This window comes from Cetobacterium sp. ZWU0022 (assembly GCF_000800875.1).
Lineage (GTDB): Bacteria > Fusobacteriota > Fusobacteriia > Fusobacteriales > Fusobacteriaceae > Cetobacterium_A.
Map to the genome: position 1 here is coordinate 106,313 of NZ_JRJZ01000014.1, position 17,053 is coordinate 123,365.

The 17,053-nt window shown below is 31.7% G+C and carries 21 protein-coding genes; 3 read left to right on the forward strand and 18 right to left on the reverse strand.

Features of this window, described 5'->3' with window-relative positions:
- From der to L988_RS01135, 3 genes are read left to right on the forward strand one after another with little or no spacing between them, the layout of a single operon-like run.
- Positions 1-1,320: a ribosome biogenesis GTPase Der gene (gene der, locus L988_RS01125; RefSeq protein WP_047380687.1), complete on the forward strand. Its 1,320-nt coding sequence runs from the start codon at positions 1-3 to the stop codon at positions 1,318-1,320.
- A gap of 11 nt (positions 1,321-1,331) precedes the next feature.
- Complete coding sequence (locus L988_RS01130) at positions 1,332-1,988, forward strand: response regulator transcription factor (protein WP_047380690.1); 657 nt, start codon at positions 1,332-1,334, stop codon at positions 1,986-1,988.
- A complete protein-coding gene (locus tag L988_RS01135; RefSeq protein ID WP_047380692.1) occupies positions 1,969-3,324 on the forward strand; it encodes a cell wall metabolism sensor histidine kinase WalK in 1,356 nt (451 codons plus the stop codon). The genes L988_RS01130 and L988_RS01135 overlap by 20 nt, the downstream gene beginning before the upstream one ends.
- A 26-nt stretch (positions 3,325-3,350) precedes the next feature.
- On the opposite strand, the gene L988_RS01140 is transcribed toward L988_RS01135, so the two are convergent.
- From L988_RS01140 to L988_RS01225, 18 genes are all read right to left on the reverse strand, one after another.
- Positions 3,351-3,758, reverse strand: coding sequence for a F0F1 ATP synthase subunit epsilon (locus L988_RS01140; RefSeq protein WP_047380694.1), 408 nt, complete (start codon positions 3,756-3,758; stop codon positions 3,351-3,353).
- A gap of 2 nt (positions 3,759-3,760) precedes the next feature.
- The gene (gene atpD / locus L988_RS01145) at positions 3,761-5,164 is read right to left on the reverse strand and encodes a F0F1 ATP synthase subunit beta (protein WP_047380697.1); all 1,404 of its coding nucleotides are present in this window, start codon (positions 5,162-5,164) and stop codon (positions 3,761-3,763) included.
- Between the two features lie 19 nt (positions 5,165-5,183).
- On the reverse strand, positions 5,184-6,035 hold the full coding sequence (gene atpG / locus L988_RS01150) for an ATP synthase F1 subunit gamma (RefSeq protein WP_047380699.1): 852 nt from the start codon (positions 6,033-6,035) through the stop codon (positions 5,184-5,186).
- A gap of 14 nt (positions 6,036-6,049) precedes the next feature.
- The gene (gene atpA / locus L988_RS01155; RefSeq protein WP_047380700.1) at positions 6,050-7,552 is read right to left on the reverse strand and encodes a F0F1 ATP synthase subunit alpha; all 1,503 of its coding nucleotides are present in this window, start codon (positions 7,550-7,552) and stop codon (positions 6,050-6,052) included.
- Positions 7,553-7,583: 31 nt separating this feature from the next.
- Positions 7,584-8,105, reverse strand: coding sequence for an ATP synthase F1 subunit delta (atpH, locus tag L988_RS01160; protein ID WP_047380702.1), 522 nt, complete (start codon positions 8,103-8,105; stop codon positions 7,584-7,586).
- Positions 8,102-8,608, reverse strand: a complete 507-nt coding sequence (gene atpF / locus L988_RS01165; protein ID WP_052191622.1) for a F0F1 ATP synthase subunit B — start codon at positions 8,606-8,608, stop codon at positions 8,102-8,104. Before atpF ends, atpH begins: the two co-directional genes overlap by 4 nt.
- Before the next feature lie 45 nt (positions 8,609-8,653).
- Positions 8,654-8,923, reverse strand: coding sequence for an ATP synthase F0 subunit C (gene atpE, locus L988_RS01170; RefSeq protein WP_040407557.1), 270 nt, complete (start codon positions 8,921-8,923; stop codon positions 8,654-8,656).
- 44 nt (positions 8,924-8,967) lie between these two features.
- On the reverse strand, positions 8,968-9,780 hold the full coding sequence (atpB, locus tag L988_RS01175) for a F0F1 ATP synthase subunit A (protein WP_047380704.1): 813 nt from the start codon (positions 9,778-9,780) through the stop codon (positions 8,968-8,970).
- A gap of 23 nt (positions 9,781-9,803) precedes the next feature.
- The gene (locus L988_RS01180) at positions 9,804-10,178 is read right to left on the reverse strand and encodes an ATP synthase subunit I (RefSeq protein WP_047380707.1); all 375 of its coding nucleotides are present in this window, start codon (positions 10,176-10,178) and stop codon (positions 9,804-9,806) included.
- A 13-nt stretch (positions 10,179-10,191) separates the two neighbouring features.
- A complete protein-coding gene (locus tag L988_RS01185; protein ID WP_047380709.1) occupies positions 10,192-10,401 on the reverse strand; it encodes an AtpZ/AtpI family protein in 210 nt (69 codons plus the stop codon).
- A 27-nt stretch (positions 10,402-10,428) separates the two neighbouring features.
- Positions 10,429-11,139, reverse strand: a complete 711-nt coding sequence (locus L988_RS01190; protein ID WP_047380711.1) for a class I SAM-dependent methyltransferase — start codon at positions 11,137-11,139, stop codon at positions 10,429-10,431.
- A gap of 8 nt (positions 11,140-11,147) precedes the next feature.
- Positions 11,148-12,506 carry a phosphoglucosamine mutase gene (gene glmM, locus L988_RS01195; protein ID WP_047380713.1) on the reverse strand — a complete coding sequence of 453 codons (1,359 nt, stop codon included), beginning with the start codon at positions 12,504-12,506 and terminating at the stop codon, positions 11,148-11,150.
- A complete protein-coding gene (locus L988_RS01200) occupies positions 12,503-13,024 on the reverse strand; it encodes a Gx transporter family protein (protein ID WP_197053927.1) in 522 nt (173 codons plus the stop codon). Before L988_RS01200 ends, glmM begins: the two co-directional genes overlap by 4 nt.
- On the reverse strand, positions 13,021-14,454 hold the full coding sequence (gene purB / locus L988_RS01205) for an adenylosuccinate lyase (protein ID WP_047380717.1): 1,434 nt from the start codon (positions 14,452-14,454) through the stop codon (positions 13,021-13,023). The genes L988_RS01200 and purB overlap by 4 nt, the downstream gene beginning before the upstream one ends.
- A gap of 25 nt (positions 14,455-14,479) precedes the next feature.
- Positions 14,480-14,905, reverse strand: coding sequence for a ribosomal protein S18-alanine N-acetyltransferase (gene rimI, locus L988_RS01210; protein WP_047380719.1), 426 nt, complete (start codon positions 14,903-14,905; stop codon positions 14,480-14,482).
- A 2-nt stretch (positions 14,906-14,907) separates the two neighbouring features.
- Positions 14,908-15,834: a signal peptidase I gene (gene lepB, locus L988_RS01215; RefSeq protein ID WP_047380721.1), complete on the reverse strand. Its 927-nt coding sequence runs from the start codon at positions 15,832-15,834 to the stop codon at positions 14,908-14,910.
- A gap of 88 nt (positions 15,835-15,922) precedes the next feature.
- Positions 15,923-16,273: a 50S ribosomal protein L19 gene (rplS, locus tag L988_RS01220; protein ID WP_047380723.1), complete on the reverse strand. Its 351-nt coding sequence runs from the start codon at positions 16,271-16,273 to the stop codon at positions 15,923-15,925.
- A 115-nt stretch (positions 16,274-16,388) separates the two neighbouring features.
- Positions 16,389-16,967, reverse strand: coding sequence for an LA_2272 family surface repeat-containing protein (locus L988_RS01225; RefSeq protein WP_052191623.1), 579 nt, complete (start codon positions 16,965-16,967; stop codon positions 16,389-16,391).
- Positions 16,968-17,053 lie beyond the last annotated feature (86 nt).

Consider the following 17,053-nt stretch of genomic DNA (forward strand, 5'->3'; position numbering starts at 1 on the left):
TTGAAACCAATTGTTGCAATCGTGGGAAGACCAAATGTTGGAAAATCAACACTATTTAATAAATTGGTTGGGGATAGAGTTGCTATCGTTGATGACCAACCAGGAGTTACAAGAGACAGATTATATAGAGAGACTGAGTGGGCTGGAAAAGAGTTCGTTCTAGTTGATACTGGAGGACTTGAGCCTAGAAATAATGACTTTATGATGACTAAAATAAAACAACAAGCTGAAGTGGCTATGAACGAAGCTGACGTTATTTTATTCGTTGTTGATGGGAAAAATGGATTAAATCCTTTAGATGAAGAAATCTCTTACCTATTAAGAAAAAAGAAAAAACCAGTTGTTTTATGTGTAAATAAGATAGATAACTTCCAAGCACAACAAGATGATATTTATGATTTCTGGGGACTTGGATTTGAACACCTTATCCCTATCTCTGGAGAACATAAAGTTAACTTAGGAGATATGCTAGATTTAGTTGTAAATATAATTGATGAGCATGTTGAAGAGTTCGAAGAAGAAGAGGGACTAAAATTAGCTATCATTGGAAGACCAAATGCTGGTAAATCATCTCTTGTTAATAGACTTTGTGGAGAGGAAAGAACTATCGTTAGTGATATCGCTGGTACTACTAGAGATGCTATAGATACTGCTATCGAATTTGATGGAAATAAATATGTTCTTATCGATACTGCTGGTATCAGAAGAAAATCAAAAGTTGAAGAAAGCTTAGAGTACTACTCTGTTTTAAGAGCGATCAAAACAATAAAAAGAGCAGATGTTTGTATCTGGATGCTTGATGGAAGCGAAGGATTAACAGAACAAGATAAGAGAATCGCTGGGATTGCTTATGAAGAGAAAAAGCCTATTATCATTGTTATGAATAAGTGGGATACTATCGAAAATAAAAAAGGTGACACTATGAAAAAAATGAGAGAGGAGCTTCTTGCAGAATTACCATTCCTATCTTATGCACCTGTAGAGTTCATTTCAGCTTTAACTGGACAAAGAACTACTAAAATATTAGAGCACTCTGAAGCTGTATTCGCTGAGTACAATAAGAGAATCTCTACTGGATTATTAAACACTGTTATCAGTGATGCTATTATAATGAATAATCCTCCTACAAGAAAAGGAAGAGTTGTTAAGATTAACTATGCTACTCAAATCTCTACTGCACCACCTAGATTTGTTCTATTCTGTAACTATCCAGAGCTTGTTCACTTCTCTTACGGTAGATATATTGAAAATAAACTGAGAGAATCTTTCGGATTTGAAGGAACTTCAATAGATGTTATTTTTGAAAAGAAAAACGGATAAGGTATAACACTATGAAGAAAGTTCTTATTGTTGAAGATGAAAAATCTCTAGCTAATATAATTTCTGATGCTTTAGAAGCAGAGGGATTCAGAACTGTAATTGTTAATAGAGGTGATTTGGCTATCGATTCATTTTATGAAGAAAAGCCTGATTTGATTTTACTCGATATAAATCTTCCTGGCCTTAATGGATGGGAAATTTGTAAGCAGATTAAATCTCTATCTCAAACTCCTATTATTATGGTAACTGCTAGAGATAATGAATTTGATGAGATAAAAGGACTTGAGTTAGGGGCTGATGATTATATCACCAAGCCCTTTACTCCTAAGCTCCTTATTATCAAACTAAAAAAAATCTTTAAATTAAATAATGATACATTTTTTAAAATTGGAGATATAACATTTGATTACAATACATTTGTACTCACAACACCTGAAGAAACAAATACTCTTCCAAGAAGAGAAGCTCAACTACTTGAGTTTTTCTTCAGAAATCAAAATATTATCTTCTCCCGTGAAACACTTCTAAATGAAGTTTGGGGATTTGAATTCTTTGGTGATGAAAGAGCTGTAGATACTATAATTAAAAGGTTAAGAAAAAAACTTGGAGACTATGATTTCTATATTAAAAGTGTAAGGGGTGTCGGTTATGTCTTTAAAACAGATTAATTTTCCAATAAAACTAAACTTCTTTAAAAAACTATTCCTATTGACTATAGGGGTAGTTTTTTTAACAATTATAACCAGTTTTATATTTAATTCTCTTTTCTTAGATAAATTTTATATCTACAGAAAAAAACAAAACATCGTTGAAATTAGAAATAGTTTAGTTAATGTTATTAATGATAAAGACAAATTAGAAAATTACATCTATTTTGCGGAAGATAGTTTCGGAGTTAAAATTGATTTAAATATTATTCCACAAAATAACCGTTCACATATGAGTGGTAATAAAAAAATTTATAACTCTTTGAAAACTAATGAATCTACTTTTAAAATTAGAGAGGTTGATGGAACTTCTGGTGTAATGTTTATTCGATACTATGAGCGTTTAGAAAACCGCTATCTTCTAAGTATTCGAAGCTCAATGGCTGTTATGGCTGAACATATTCATGATATCTTTATCTTCAACATATTCACATCTTTATTTTCACTTATTATGAGTAGTATATTGGTTTCTATTTTCTCTAAAAAAATTAATAGAAATATTACATATTTAAAAAATAGTGCTGAAAAAATAGCCAAATTAGAGTATCCTAAAAATATAGCTCTAAATAGTGGAGATGAACTAGAAGAGTTAAGTTCTAGTTTAAATGAGATGTCAAAAGAGTTATCTATATCTATTGAAAATTTAAAACTTTTTGTTTCAAATGCTTCTCACGAACTTAAAACACCTATTTCAGTTCTCTGTCTATATTCACAGGCACTTTCTAGAGGAAATGTTCCTGATAATAAAAAGAAAGAATATTACAAAACTATGCTTGATAAATCTTTAGAAATGAGAGCTTTAACAGAAAGCTTATTAACTTTATCCAAAATAAACTCACCTGATTATAAATTGATTAAAGAAAAAATAAATTTAAAAACTTTAATCAAAAATGCTTTAGAACAATTTGACTATTTGGAATTCGAAAAAAATATTGATATCAATACAAATATCTCAGATTTATTTATATCTGGAGATTTAAACCTTTTGAAAATCGCAGTGAATAATTTAATTCAAAATATGTTGAAGTACTCTCCTGAAAATAGTGAAGTCCTTATAAACTTTACTAATAATTCTATCATTTTTGAAAATACTATCTTATCAAATAAAAACATTGATATAAATGATTTATTTGAACCTTTTCATAGAGGGGAAAATGCTTTAAATGAAAATATTGATGGAAGTGGTTTAGGTCTTTCTTTAGTTAAGAAAATCCTTCAATTACATGAAATTGATTTTAATCTGACTATTGAAAATAATATTTTTAATTTTAAAATAAATATAAGAAAAACCGATTAGAATTTCTAATCGGTTTTTAATTTTAGTTATAACATTCTTTCTGCTAATTTTACTTTAGTTAACGCTTGAGTTAATGCTTTTTGCACATTTGCAATATCCATATCCTCAGCAGACTTTTCTAATTTTTCCTTAGCAATTTGAGCTTCTTTTCTAGCAGCTTCTAAATCTATATCCTTAACGTCCATAGCTTCATCCGCTAAAATAGTTACTACGTTATTAGAGATTTCTACAAATCCTCCTGATACATAGTAAAACTTCTCTTGCCCATTGTTTCTAACTTTCATTTCTCCAGTTGCTACACCAGCAACAAAAGGTGAGTGATTAGGTAATATACCCATATCCCCTTCTGTAGTTCTTAGCATTACAAAGTTTACCTCTTCAGATAAAACTTTATTTAATGGAGTTACTAGCTCTAGCTTAAATGAGTTTGCCATAATTACTCAGCTCCCTTCATAAGGTCTCTTCCCTTAGCTATTGCCTCCTCAATTGTTCCAACATAAAGGAATGCTTGTTCTGGAAGAGCATCGTGCTTACCTTCGATTATCTCTTTGAAAGCTCTTATTGTCTCTTTTACTGGAACATATTTTCCTTCCATTCCTGTAAATTGCTCAGCAACTGCGAATGGTTGTGAGAAGAATCTCTCGATTTTTCTTGCTCTAGAAACTGTTTGCTTATCTTCATCAGATAACTCATCCATTCCTAGGATAGCAATAATATCTTGAAGTTCTTTATATCTTTGCAGTATTTCTTGAACTTGTCTAGCAACTGCATAGTGCTCATTTCCAACGATAGCTGGATCTAAAGCTTTTGAAGTTGAATCTAGAGGGTCAACTGCAGGATATATTCCTAGAGATGCAATTCTTCTTGAAAGAACTGTTGTAGCATCTAAATGTGCGAACGTTGTCGCTGGAGCAGGGTCAGTAAGGTCATCCGCTGGTACGTATACAGCTTGAACTGATGTTATTGATCCTGACTTAGTAGATGTAATTCTCTCTTGTAATTTACCCATTTCTGAAGCAAGTGTTGGTTGGTATCCAACCGCTGAAGGTATTCTTCCTAATAGGGCAGAAACCTCTGCTCCGGCTTGAGTAAATCTGAATATGTTATCTATGAATAGAAGAACGTCTTGTCCTTCTTTATCTCTGAAGTTTTCCGCTACTGTTAGTCCAGTAAGAGCAACTCTTAATCTTGCTCCAGGCGGCTCATTCATCTGTCCATATACTAGAGATGTTTTGTCAATAACTCCTGACTCTCTCATCTCATCATATAAGTCTCTTCCTTCTCTTGTTCTTTCTCCAACACCCGCGAATACAGATAATCCTCCATGTCCTTTAGCGATGTTGTTGATAAGCTCCATTATTAGAACTGTCTTTCCTACTCCAGCTCCTCCAAACAGACCTATTTTTCCACCTTTGATGTATGGTGCAAGAAGGTCAATTACCTTAATACCAGTTTCGAATATTTCTACTTCTGTTCCTTGCTCATCAAAGTTTGGAGCTTCTCTATGTATAGGTAAATGCTCCTCTGTTGTTACTGGACCAGCTTCATCAACTGGTTCTCCTAAAACGTTTAGGATTCTTCCTAAAACAGCCTTTCCTACTGGAACTGTTATAGCTGCTCCTGTATCTATTACTTCCATTCCTCTTTGTAGACCCTCAGTAGCGTCCATTGCTACTGTTCTTACAACGTTGTTTCCAAGATGTTGCTGTACTTCAAGAACTAACTCTTTTCCATCTTCACCTTTAACTTTTAAAGCGTTGTAAATCTCAGGCAATCTATCATTGAACATAACGTCTACAACAGGACCTATTATTTGGGTAAGGGTACCTTTGTTTTCCACTATTGCCTCCTCATTATTCTTAATTTAACGCTGCTGCTCCTCCAACAATCTCAGATATCTCTTGAGTTATCGAAGCTTGTCTTCTTCTATTGTATTCTAAAGTTAATCCCTTTATCATATCTTCAGCGTTATCCGTTGCACTTTTCATTGCATTTTTTCTTGCAGAATGCTCACTAGCAGTATTGTCTAATAAAGCTTTATATAATTCTATATTTAAATACTTAGGTAGTAGAGATGATAAAATCTCTTCTGGAGATGGCTCAAATATATAAGCCTTATTCTCGCTTCCTTCAGCTCTTTCTATAGGAATTATTTTTCTTACTGTTAAATCACTTACTAAAGCTGATACGAATTTATTGTATATTACATAAACTTCATCAAAAATGTTGTTATAGTAATACTCTACAATATTTTCACTAATCTCTTTCGCTTTGTCATACATAGTTTCAGGGATTAATTGGATATATTCAGCTTTAACATCGTAATTTCTTTTTGCACAGTATTCTTTAGCTTTTTTTCCAACTGCAATTACAGAGACCTCTTTTCCACTATTTTCAGAAATTAACTTTTCTAAAGCTTTTAATGTATTACTGTTGAAGCTTCCTGCTAGTCCTCTATCTGATGACATAACAATAACTCCAACTTTCTTTACATCTTCTCTACCATCAAAAAGTGGGTGTCTTTCACTTTTAACACCAGCTGCTATATTTTGTAAAATATTAGCGATACTTTCTGAATATGGTTTCGATTGAGCTACTATTGTTGAAAATTTCTTAAACTTTGTAGTTGAAACAATTTCCATGGCCTTTGTAATTTGGTGAGTAGACTGAACACTTTTTATTCTATTTTTTATCTCTCTAGTTCCAGCCATGCTCCCACCTCTCTTTAATTAAAGTTCTTTTTGAATGCTACAACAGCATCAGCAATTTTAGCTTCAAGCTCTTTACTTAAGCTCTTCTTTTCTAAAATTTCATCTAATATAGTAGTTGTATTTCTAATTTCTGTAATTAATTCTCTTTCAAATCTTCTTACATCAGCAATAGCAATCTCATCTAAGAATCCATTGATTACTGTATAGAATGATACAACTTGCTCTTCAACTGGATAAGGACTGTATTGTGGTTGTTTTAAAACTTCCATAATTCTATGTCCTCTTTCTAATTGAGCTTTTGTAGCTTTATCTAAATCTGATCCAAATTGTGCGAATGTTAATAACTCAGTGTATTGAGCTAATTCTAACTTAACTTTTGCAGCAACTTGTTTCATAGCTTTTATTTGAGCTGATCCTCCAACTCTTGATACAGATATACCTGCGTTTATAGCTGGTCTGAATCCTGAGTTGAATAATTGAGCATCTAGGAATATTTGTCCATCAGTTATCGAGATAACGTTTGTTGGAATATATGCCGATACGTCTCCTGCTTGAGTTTCGATGATTGGTAGTGCAGTAATTGATCCTCCACCTAATTCATCTGATAACTTAGCTGCTCTTTCAAGTAATCTTGAGTGAAGGTAGAAAACGTCTCCTGGGTAAGCTTCTCTTCCAGGTGGTCTTTTTAATAATAGAGACATTTCTCTGTATGCTACCGCATGCTTAGAAAGATCATCATAAACTATTAATACAGCTTCACCTTTATCCATGAAGTACTCTCCCATAGCTACTCCTGAGTATGGTGCTAAGTATTGTAATGGAGCTGATTCAGAAGCAGTTGCAGCAACAACTATAGTATATTCCATAGCTCCTGCGTCTTCTAATCTCTTAACGATCTGTGCAACAGTTGATCTTTTTTGACCAATTGCAACGTAGATACATTTTACTCCTGTATTCTTTTGATTTAATATCGCATCAATAGCTACTGCTGTTTTACCAGTTTGTCTATCTCCGATAATAAGCTCTCTTTGTCCTCTACCGATAGGTACCATTCCGTCGATTGACTTGATTCCTGTTTGTAATGGCTCAGATACTGGCTTTCTTGAGATGATACCTGAAGCTTTTCTTTCAATCTCCATGTATTTCTCAACTTTTAATTCACCTTTTCCATCAATTGGCTCTCCAAGAGCATTAACTACTCTTCCTAATAAAGATTCTCCAGCTGGTACAGAGGCAATTCTACCTGTAGCTTTAACCTCGTCTCCCTCTTTAATCTTTGTATAGTCCCCTAGTATAACCGCTCCAACGTTATCCTCTTCTAGGTTTAGAACCATTCCTGTTATTCCGTTAGGAAACTCTAAAAGCTCACCTGCTTTTGCACTGCTTAATCCGTAGATTCTCGCGATACCGTCTCCTACTTCTAATACAGAACCTGAAGTTTTGACATCAAGACTCTTTTTGTAATTCTCGATCTCAGTTTTTATTATATTGCTTACTTCTTCTGGTCTGATTTTCAACTGATTACACCTCCTAATTTTACAAGTAGTTTTATTTTTGTGTTAGAGTTTCTAGCTGTCTACGGATACTTCCGTCGATTACTTCGTCACCTATTCTGATAATTCCTCCACCAATCAGAGACTTATCTACATTAACTACTAGCTTTATCTTTTTACCTGTTTTCTTTTCAAGATTTTTAGAAAGTTTCTCTTTTTGCTCTTCAGTTAATGAAGCAGCAAATGTAGCTTCTACATCTAGAATTTGATTCTTTGCATAATCTAACTTAACATACTCTGCTACAATCTCTCTAATTTGTGATATTCTTCCTTTTTCTAAAATATAGAAAAGAATTTCTAATCCGTCATTAGAATCTGAGAAAATTTTCTTTAAAGTTTCTTTCTTTTCATTCTCTTTAATTAGAGGATGAGTTATGAAATTTCTAAAATCAACATCAGTTTTATATAACTCCATTACAGAATTTAAAACTTCATATACTGATTTAACCTCATTTTTTTGCACAGCAACATCATATATTGCTTCAGCATATCTTTTACCAATTTGGTTTCCTATCATTTTACTCCCCCTACCTCATCTATAAATTTGTCAGCTAGGGCAGCTTCTAAATTAGAGTTTAAATTCTCTTTGATTATCTTCTCAGCTAATGTTACAGCTAGTTGGCTCATTTCAACCTCTAGCTCTTTCTTAGCTGCATGTTTCATCTTTTGAATTTCAAGCTCTGCTGATTTAAGCATTTTATCTCTTTGAGCTGTTGCTTCTGATAAAATTCCATCTTTTCTCTCATCAGCTTTTTTCTCTGCTAATTGAAGTATTTTTGTAGCTTCATCTTTAGCATCTTTTAAGATCTTTTGAGCCTCTTTATTTTTCAATACAGCTTCCTCATTGTTCTTTTGAGCTTCTGAGAACTCAGCTGCAATCTTCTCTTTTCTTGTATCCATTAATTTCATTAATGGAGCTTTAAAGTATTTATTAAATATAAACACTAAAATGAAGAAGTTAATTATTTGCCAAAACATGTTAATATCTATCGATACTGCAGGCATATTTGTTGGTGCCAAGTCTTCTACCTCCTTCCTAAAAGTATTTGATGTATTTTTTTAAAATTACCCTAACATTCCTACGAATGGGTTAGCGTATAATAAGATAAGTGCGATTACTAGTGAGTAGATACCTGTTGACTCAGATACTGCTTGTCCTAATACCATTGTAGAGATGATATCTCCTTTTGCTTCTGGTTGTCTAGCTACTGCCTCAACTGCTTTACCAGCTGCGTATCCTTGTCCAACTCCTGGTCCTATACCTGCGATCATTCCACATCCTGCTCCTACTGCAGATGCTGCTAATACTATAGTTTTTGCTAACATTAAATCCATAATCTTTACCTCCTAGTTATTTTAAAATTTAATCTTGTTAGTTTTTATTTATCATCGGGACACTCTGCATCCCCTAATGAACCTTGAATATATACCATACTTAGCATTAAGAATACAAAACTTTGTACTACTCCACTAAATATATCAAAATATAGATGTAACGGTGCTGGTATTACCATTGGTGCTGCCTTATAAATAAGCCCCATTATAACCATTCCCGCAAACATATTTCCAAACAAACGTATAGAAATATTTGTTGGTTTTGCTAACTCTCCAACTAAGTTAATAGGTAACATAAATGGCATTGGCTCAAGTAGTCCCTTGAAATAACCTAATATTCCATTTAGCTTTATGCTTGTTCCTAAGAATGTAGCTGTAGTTAATAATGCTAATCCAACTGTTGTGTTAAGATCCGCTGTAGGAGCTCTAAATGCTGGTGCTAAAGTAAATACACCATCTTTAAAACCTCCCCAAGGAATTGGTGCGAACATAAGTAAATTACATCCTAAAATAAATAAGAACAGTGTTCCTAAGAATGAGAAATACTTTGATGTCCAACCTCCTAACATTTGATGAATAATACCGTATACGAAATCATAAACTGACTCGGCTGCAACTTGTGCTCTACCTGGAATCATCTCTAATTTTTTCGTTCCCATTTTAAATAGAAGTGTTAACACTAATATTACAAACCATGTACTTATTACAGTTATTGTAACTGGTAGTCCAAACTTTCCATCAGCATATTCCATTGCAAACGGAATTTGATGTAAGAAGTGTGGTAATGGTATGTGAAACATTATTGCAGGTCCTTCTACCAATGGTGGGGTAATAAACTCTATTGGTCCTATTCTCATTAGTTTCGCCTCCTTTCAATATTTTATTTTAAATACTTAGATTTAAACTTTTTTATATTGTTAAATAAAGTTATTGCTAAAATATTCAATTTGATATTTAGTAACCCAATAACTCCACTAACTAACATTGGAAATCCGTAAAACTTTGTAGCCAGTGCTAAAAATATCCCGTATAAAAAATATCTTTTTAAATATCCTACCACTCCAACTTTAAATGGAGAGTTCGAAGCCAAACTTGCTTTCGCATCAAGACATATCATATAAAACCCGATTACTGATAGAACTGCTCCTGCAAACATGCCAATGTAGACATATTCATTTCTTGATAATACTCCATATATTAGAATTACTACTGACGCTATAATTCCACGTTTTATTATTCTTTTTAACTCGTCCATATATCACTCAATCCTATTTTTTCATTATTAGCTTATAAGCGTTATAAAATGCACTAAATACTCCTATTATAATGAAGAAAATAAATAATAGCGTGCTTTTAAAAAAATATTTTTCTATTAGTTTGTAGATCAATATAAAAGCTCCTATATTCCCTACTATTAAAAATCCTAAAAACCCCAATAGTGAAAAATAATGCATAAAATCTTTATTAAAAAAAATCATGTTTTTTCACTCCTTAGATAGTTTAAATTATTTTTTTACCACGTAAAAAAATCTCTCCCCAGCTATTCTATCATTTTTACCAATACTTAACAAGTTTAAATTATTTTTTTCAATTTTTTTTCTAATTTCGAACTCTTCAAATATTCTTTTTTCATATAACTCTTTTAGTTTTTCATAATGTCCCGCTCTATTTTTTACAAAATAAACCGCTTCAACAATATCAAGTTCTTCATCTCTAAAGTGTTCCCAAATTATTGTCATATCTTTTCTATCATCATAATAAACTCCTCCTGGAAACATCTTATCCATAAACTCTCTATTTATAACATCGAATATATAGATTCCTCCAGGATTTAGTGCATTGTAAATCGATTTCATTAAATCATCTAAATCGTCTAAAGAAGTCAAATGATTAACTGTATCAAAAAGAGACACTATTATATCGTATTTTTCACCTGTATCAAACTCTCTCATATCTGCTACGAATAATGGAACACCCTTATTTTTTAATTTTTTATTTGCAATAGTTAGCATATCTACAGATAAATCTAGCCCTGAACATTCAAAATCATTTTTTAATCTAATCAATGTCTCTCCAGTTCCACATCCCAAATCAAGTAGTTTTTTTCCTTCAACTCCAGATTCCTTTATTTTTTCTTTTACTAATTCTGCCCATTGATCATAATCACAATGTTGCATAAATTTATCATAAACTTTTGAAAAATTCTTATAATACATTTTCTCTCCTAAATTAATTCTTTTTCAACTACAGTTGCTATCTCTTTTGCTACCCTTTCAACTGTTGACATCTCTTTTCCTTCTACCATTACCCTTACTATAGGCTCTGTTCCTGATGTTCTTACTAAAACTCTTCCAAGTCCAGCCATCTCCAACTCTTTTTCCTCTATATATTTTACTATTGTTTCATTTTTATTCCATAAATTTTTCTTAGAATTATCAACTCTTACATTAATTAATAATTGTGGCCAATCTACAATCTCTTTCACCAGCTCATCCAATGATTTTCCAGAATCTCTTATAGCCTCAACCAACTTTACAGATGTTAAAACTCCGTCTCCCGTAGTCCCAAAATCAGATAAAATTATATGTCCTGATTGTTCTCCACCTATGTTAACTTCTAATTCCTTCATTTTTTCAAGAACATATCTGTCACCAACATTTGCTCTTATTAAGTTTATTCCTTTATCTGATAGGTAACTCTCAAACCCCATGTTACTCATTACTGTTGTAACAACCTGGTTGTTTTTTAGCTCTCCTCTTGTTTTCATTCCTAAAGCCAATACAGCTATAATTTTATCCCCATCTATTATGTTTCCATTTTTATCAACTGCAATTAATCTATCTGCATCTCCATCGTAGGCTAACCCTAAGTCAGCTTCATATCCCATTACAACTTTTGAAAGTATTTCTGGATGAGTTGATCCACATTTAACATTTATATTTTTTCCATTCGGTGCATCATTTATAATAACTATCTCTGCTCCTAAAGCTAAAAATACCTCTTTAGCTACTCTATATGCTGATCCGTTAGCTGCGTCTAAGATAATCTTCATTCCTGAAAAATCTCCAGAAACTGTTGAAATCACATGATCTCTATATAAATAATATTCATCCTCAGCATATGTAAACCTTCCTACATCATCTCCGGCTATCGGATCTTTTGTTATCTCTTCTACATTATCCATTAGTGCTTCTATCTCTAATTCTACTTCATCTGGAAGTTTATATCCATCTTCCCAGAAAATTTTTATTCCGTTATCTCTTGCAGGATTATGCGATGCTGATATCATTATTCCAGCCTTTGCTGTACTCTTTTGTGTTAAATATGCTACTCCTGGTGTTGGTATTACTCCCACAAAATCAATATTGATTCCCATAGAATTTAAACCCGCTGTCAAAGCTGATCTTAACATATATCCTGATCTTCTTGTATCTGATCCCATAATTACTCTTATTCTTTTCTTATCTGGATATTGTTTTTTCAATGTATATCCTAATGCATACCCTAATTTTAAAGCTAGCTCTACTGTAAGCTCTTTATTAGCTTCTCCTCTTATTCCATCCGTTCCAAAATATTTTCTCATCCTTTTCTTCTCTCCCTTCTAATTTGTAATCTCTCACATATATATCCTGTTATTAGCCCCGAAATACATCCCATAAATAAAAAACCCCATATAAATATAAAAATAGATTTACTCATGATGCTTATATTTCTAAAAAATAAAAAGTAAACAACTATCAGCTGTGTTAAATTATGAATAAAAGCTCCACTTATACATATTGCAATCAGAGATAGATTTTCTCTATACCTAAATAATAAAATGGTCAAGAGGGTACTAGCCCCTCCTGACGTTAAACTTATTATAAAGCTAGGTGAAAACAATGTCCCTAACATCATTCCTTGAATAAATATTCTTAAAAGCAATATCTCTATTGCCATTTTTCTATCAAACTTCTCTAATGCTATTATTGTAGCTATATTAGCTAAGCCTAACTTCATCCATGGAAAAGGCTTTGGAATCAATGTCTCTATCAGTGATAAATAAAGGGCTAATAACACAAAAGCGGTTAAATATCTCCTTCTTTTATCTCTCATAATTATACCTTTAAGTCTGTATCCATTCCTAATAACTCTTTATTTTTTTCTAATATAGGATTAACTTCAGCTTCTAAGAAGTCTATTACTTGCTCAGATGCAAAACCTATAAAGTTTTTAGGATCTAATATTTCCATCAATTTATCTCTATCAATATCAAATGATGAATCGTTTACAATTCTTTCAATCAGATCATTTTCAAGTCCTTCAACTTTAACTTGTTTTCCAGCTTCCATAGAATGAACTCTTATTAATTCATGAAGCTCTTGTCTATCTCCACCTTTTTTAACTCCTTCCATGATTATATACTCTGTAGCCATGAATGGTAACTCTGCCATAATATGTTTTTCTATCATCTTTGGATAAACTACTAATCCTTCTAATATATTTTTCCAAATGATAAGCATAGCATCAACTGCTAAGAATGCTTGTGGTAAAGCTAATCTTTTATTAGCTGAATCGTCTAAAGTTCTTTCGAACCATTGAGTTGAAGCCGTCATTGCAGTACTTTGTTGTAATGCTATTACAAATTTAGCTAGCGATGATATTCTTTCACTTCTCATAGGATTTCTTTTGTATGCCATTGCTGATGATCCAATTTGATTCTTTTCAAACGGCTCTTCAATCTCTTTTAGATGTTGTAATAATCTTAAGTCATTTGTAAATTTATGTGCTGATTGAGCTATATTACTTAAAAGATTTGATATTTCAGAATCAATTTTTCTATCATAAGTCTGTCCAGTCACTAAGAATCTTTTATTGAATCCCATTTTTTCAGCAACTTTTTCATCTAATTCTTTAACTTTTTTAAAGTCTCCATTAAATAATTCTTCAAAAGATGCTTGAGTTCCTGTCGTTCCTTTAACCCCTCTAAATCTTAATGTATCTTGTCTAAATTCTAACTCTTCTAAATCTAAGATTAAGCTTTGTAACCAAAGAGTTGCTCTTTTTCCTACAGTTGTCAATTGAGCTGCTTGGAAATGAGTAAATCCTAATGTTGGTAAATCTTTATACTCATTCGAGAATTTAGCTAAACCTTCCATTACATTTATCAGTTTTTTCTTTACTATATTTAATCCTTCTTTTATTTGGATTAAATCTGTATTATCTCCTACATACGCACTTGTTGCCCCTAAGTGTATTATTGGCATAGCTTTTGGTGCAGCTGTTCCAAACGTGTGAACATGAGCCATTACATCGTGTCTAAACTTTTTTTCCATTTCGTTTGCTAACTCGTAATCAATATTCTCTATATTAGCTTTCATTTCTGCTAATTGCTCGTCAGATATATCAAGACCTAACTCTTTTTCAGTTTCAGCTAAAACATACCATAATTTTCTCCATGTAGAGAATTTAAATTTTGGTGAGAATACTTCTAGCATCTCCTTTGAGCTATATCTCTCTGCTAAAGGGTTCGAATAAATTTCTCTGTTCATTATTAATTTTCCTCCTAAATATATATTAATTTCTTTCTAGCGACATTAAAACTGCTGCTTCTCCGTTGGGATAATAGTTTTTTCTATTTCCAACTTTTACAAATCCTATATTTTCATAAAAGTGTCTTGCCACTTCATTACTTTCTCTAACTTCTAAAAATAAGTTTTTATTATATCTATCTAAGTAATAATTTATTAATTCTTTTGCAATTCCCATTTTCCTAAACTCTTTTTTGGTTGCAACTTTCATAACCTCATATAAATCATACGAATCATGCAATATCATGTATCCTTTTACATCTTTACCATAAACCAAGATTAGATACTCCTCTTTCTGACTCATATCTTTTAATGTATCAACAGAATAAAAACTTTCTGTAAAAACCTCTTTTTCAATTCTAAATATTTCATTCAGAATACCTTCATTTTCTTTTTTAATTTCTAATATCATAATTATTTTAAAATTCCTATTCTATTTAAAGGCCAAAATCTTACTAAGGCTTTTCCTTTTATTCTACTATCTTTTACAAATCCCCACATTCTAGAATCATAACTTCCATTTGTATTGTCACCTAAAGCTAAATAATAATCCTCATCTAAAATTCTTGTAACTGTATTTCCCTTCAAAAGTTCATTTAAAATATCTTCTTCATGAATAAAATCTAAAATCATTCCTGTTGGAACTCCATTTACTAAAAATTCAACGTCTGGTAATAGTTGTGATACATATGCTCCATTTTCTTTTAATAAACTTTGAACTTTAGCCACATCTATATTATCTCTTTCAAAAGCAGAATTATAGTCTTGACCTGGGACTATTGTTATCGTATCTCCTTTTTTAGGTATAATCCATTCTTTATTAGCTAGTTCTCCTAATGGAGAATATTGTCTTTCTGATATTTTTTGACCATTTACAAATAATTTTTCATATTTTATTTGAATTTTTTCTCCAGGAAGACCCATTAGTCTTTTTGTATAAAGTACTTTATCTTCAATAGGTTCTTTAAATACTATAATATCCTCTCTCTCTGGCGCTTTAAAATTATATATCACCATGTTTCCGAAAAGTCTATCTTTAGGAACTATTGTAGGTATCATTGATCCTGTTGGTACTAAAAAGTTTCCTATATAAAATTTTTGTATGATTAACACTAATATAAGTGCACTTCCTAAACTTTCAATTAATTTTATTATTTTTCTTAGAATTTTTTCTGATGTTTTTCCTGATAGGTTTAACTTTTCTACTAGTTTATCTTCAAATTTTGTTCTTTTTTTATCTATTATAGCTACTATTTTTTTCTCTTTAACAAATATATAGATAAAAAACGCTGATAAAATTACATAAAAAATCGTGTTTAAAATTATATTTTCTCTACTCATAAACCCACTCCTCTAGTCAATTTATATATATTTTAACACAAAAAAAAGAAAAAAGCTAAGGAATTGTTCTTCCTTAGCTTTAGAAATCTTACTTTCTGATCTCTTTGATTCTTGCTTTCTTTCCAGAAAGTCCTCTTAAGTAGTAAAGCTTTGATCTTCTTACTTTTCCGATCTTTAAAACATCGATTTTGTCGATCATTGGTGAGTTTACAGGAATGATTCTCTCTACTCCTACTCCTCCAGTTACTTTTCTAACAGTGAAAGTCTTTGCTACTCCTCCACCGTTTACTCTGATTACTACACCTTCGAATAACTGAACTCTTTCTTTGTTACCCTCTTTTACTTTGTAGTAAACTGCAATAGTATCTCCAGCTTTGAATTCTGGGATGTCGTTTCTTAAGTAGCTTTGCTCTACTAATTGAATTAATTTTTCTTTCATTTTAGCCTCCTGAATATTCATTTAATACTAAATATTATATTCCATTAAAGCGGAATATTCGTTTTAATAACTATAGTAGTGTATCACAAAATATTAACTTTGTCAATTTAGAAGATTAAAATCTAAAGTTAAAGTTTAAAATTGGTAACACCTCAAATAATTCACTATTATCAGCCATATTTACAAGACCGATTTGAAGTCCTTCTAAGTTTTCAGCCATATTTACAAGACCTAACTGTAACCCTCTTATTTGTCCTGCTTTATTAAAGAATCCAAATTGAAGTCCTGTTCCTGTTTCAGTAAAGTTAGCTCCACCTATTTGAACTCCTTTAGTATTTTGTTCAACCATATTTATTAGTCCAAACTGAACTCCAGTCATATTTCCACCAACACTATTAAATGTTATTGGTAAGAAGAACCATCCTAGTTTTGCTCCTTCAAAGTTTTTTTCTGTTCTATCATAAATCGATCCTAATGATAAACCTTTGAAATTTTGCTTTTTATTTGCAATTATATTTATATCCACACCTTCAACATTTTGGTTTTCAGTGTATATTAAACCTAATCTTACTCCTTTTACATCTGTTTGAGGTCCTCTCAGCTGTGTTGGTGATAAAAGTCCTAGCTCAAAGCTTTCAGCTCCAAAAGAAGCTAATGATAATCCTAATAATCCTGCTACTAATTTCTTTTTCATTAAAATTCCCCTTTTTCTTTTACTAGTTTTTACAAAAAATAAAAAAATGGCGCTTCTTGCTGGGCTCGAACCAGCGACAACACGAT

Bases quoted from the DNA above. Each gene is read 5' to 3' on its own strand.
- L988_RS01185 (WP_047380709.1), bottom strand. From the start codon at position 10,401: ATGATTTTTTTTAATAAAGATTTTATGCATTATTTTTCACTATTGGGG.
- atpG (WP_047380699.1), bottom strand. From the start codon at position 6,035: ATGGCTGGAACTAGAGAGATAAAAAATAGAATAAAAAGTGTTCAGTCT.
- L988_RS01130 (WP_047380690.1), top strand. From the start codon at position 1,332: ATGAAGAAAGTTCTTATTGTTGAAGATGAAAAATCTCTAGCTAATATA.
- L988_RS01225 (WP_052191623.1), bottom strand. From the start codon at position 16,967: ATGAAAAAGAAATTAGTAGCAGGATTATTAGGATTATCATTAGCTTCT.
- rimI (WP_047380719.1), bottom strand. From the start codon at position 14,905: ATGATATTAGAAATTAAAAAAGAAAATGAAGGTATTCTGAATGAAATA.
- atpB (WP_047380704.1), bottom strand. From the start codon at position 9,780: ATGAGAATAGGACCAATAGAGTTTATTACCCCACCATTGGTAGAAGGA.
- rplS (WP_047380723.1), bottom strand. From the start codon at position 16,273: ATGAAAGAAAAATTAATTCAATTAGTAGAGCAAAGCTACTTAAGAAAC.
- glmM (WP_047380713.1), bottom strand. From the start codon at position 12,506: ATGAGAAAATATTTTGGAACGGATGGAATAAGAGGAGAAGCTAATAAA.
- L988_RS01190 (WP_047380711.1), bottom strand. From the start codon at position 11,139: ATGTATTATAAGAATTTTTCAAAAGTTTATGATAAATTTATGCAACAT.
- purB (WP_047380717.1), bottom strand. From the start codon at position 14,454: ATGAACAGAGAAATTTATTCGAACCCTTTAGCAGAGAGATATAGCTCA.
- lepB (WP_047380721.1), bottom strand. From the start codon at position 15,834: ATGAGTAGAGAAAATATAATTTTAAACACGATTTTTTATGTAATTTTA.
- L988_RS01180 (WP_047380707.1), bottom strand. From the start codon at position 10,178: ATGGACGAGTTAAAAAGAATAATAAAACGTGGAATTATAGCGTCAGTA.
- atpE (WP_040407557.1), bottom strand. From the start codon at position 8,923: ATGGATTTAATGTTAGCAAAAACTATAGTATTAGCAGCATCTGCAGTA.
- L988_RS01135 (WP_047380692.1), top strand. From the start codon at position 1,969: ATGTCTTTAAAACAGATTAATTTTCCAATAAAACTAAACTTCTTTAAA.
- atpH (WP_047380702.1), bottom strand. From the start codon at position 8,105: ATGATAGGAAACCAAATTGGTAAAAGATATGCTGAAGCAATATATGAT.
- L988_RS01140 (WP_047380694.1), bottom strand. From the start codon at position 3,758: ATGGCAAACTCATTTAAGCTAGAGCTAGTAACTCCATTAAATAAAGTT.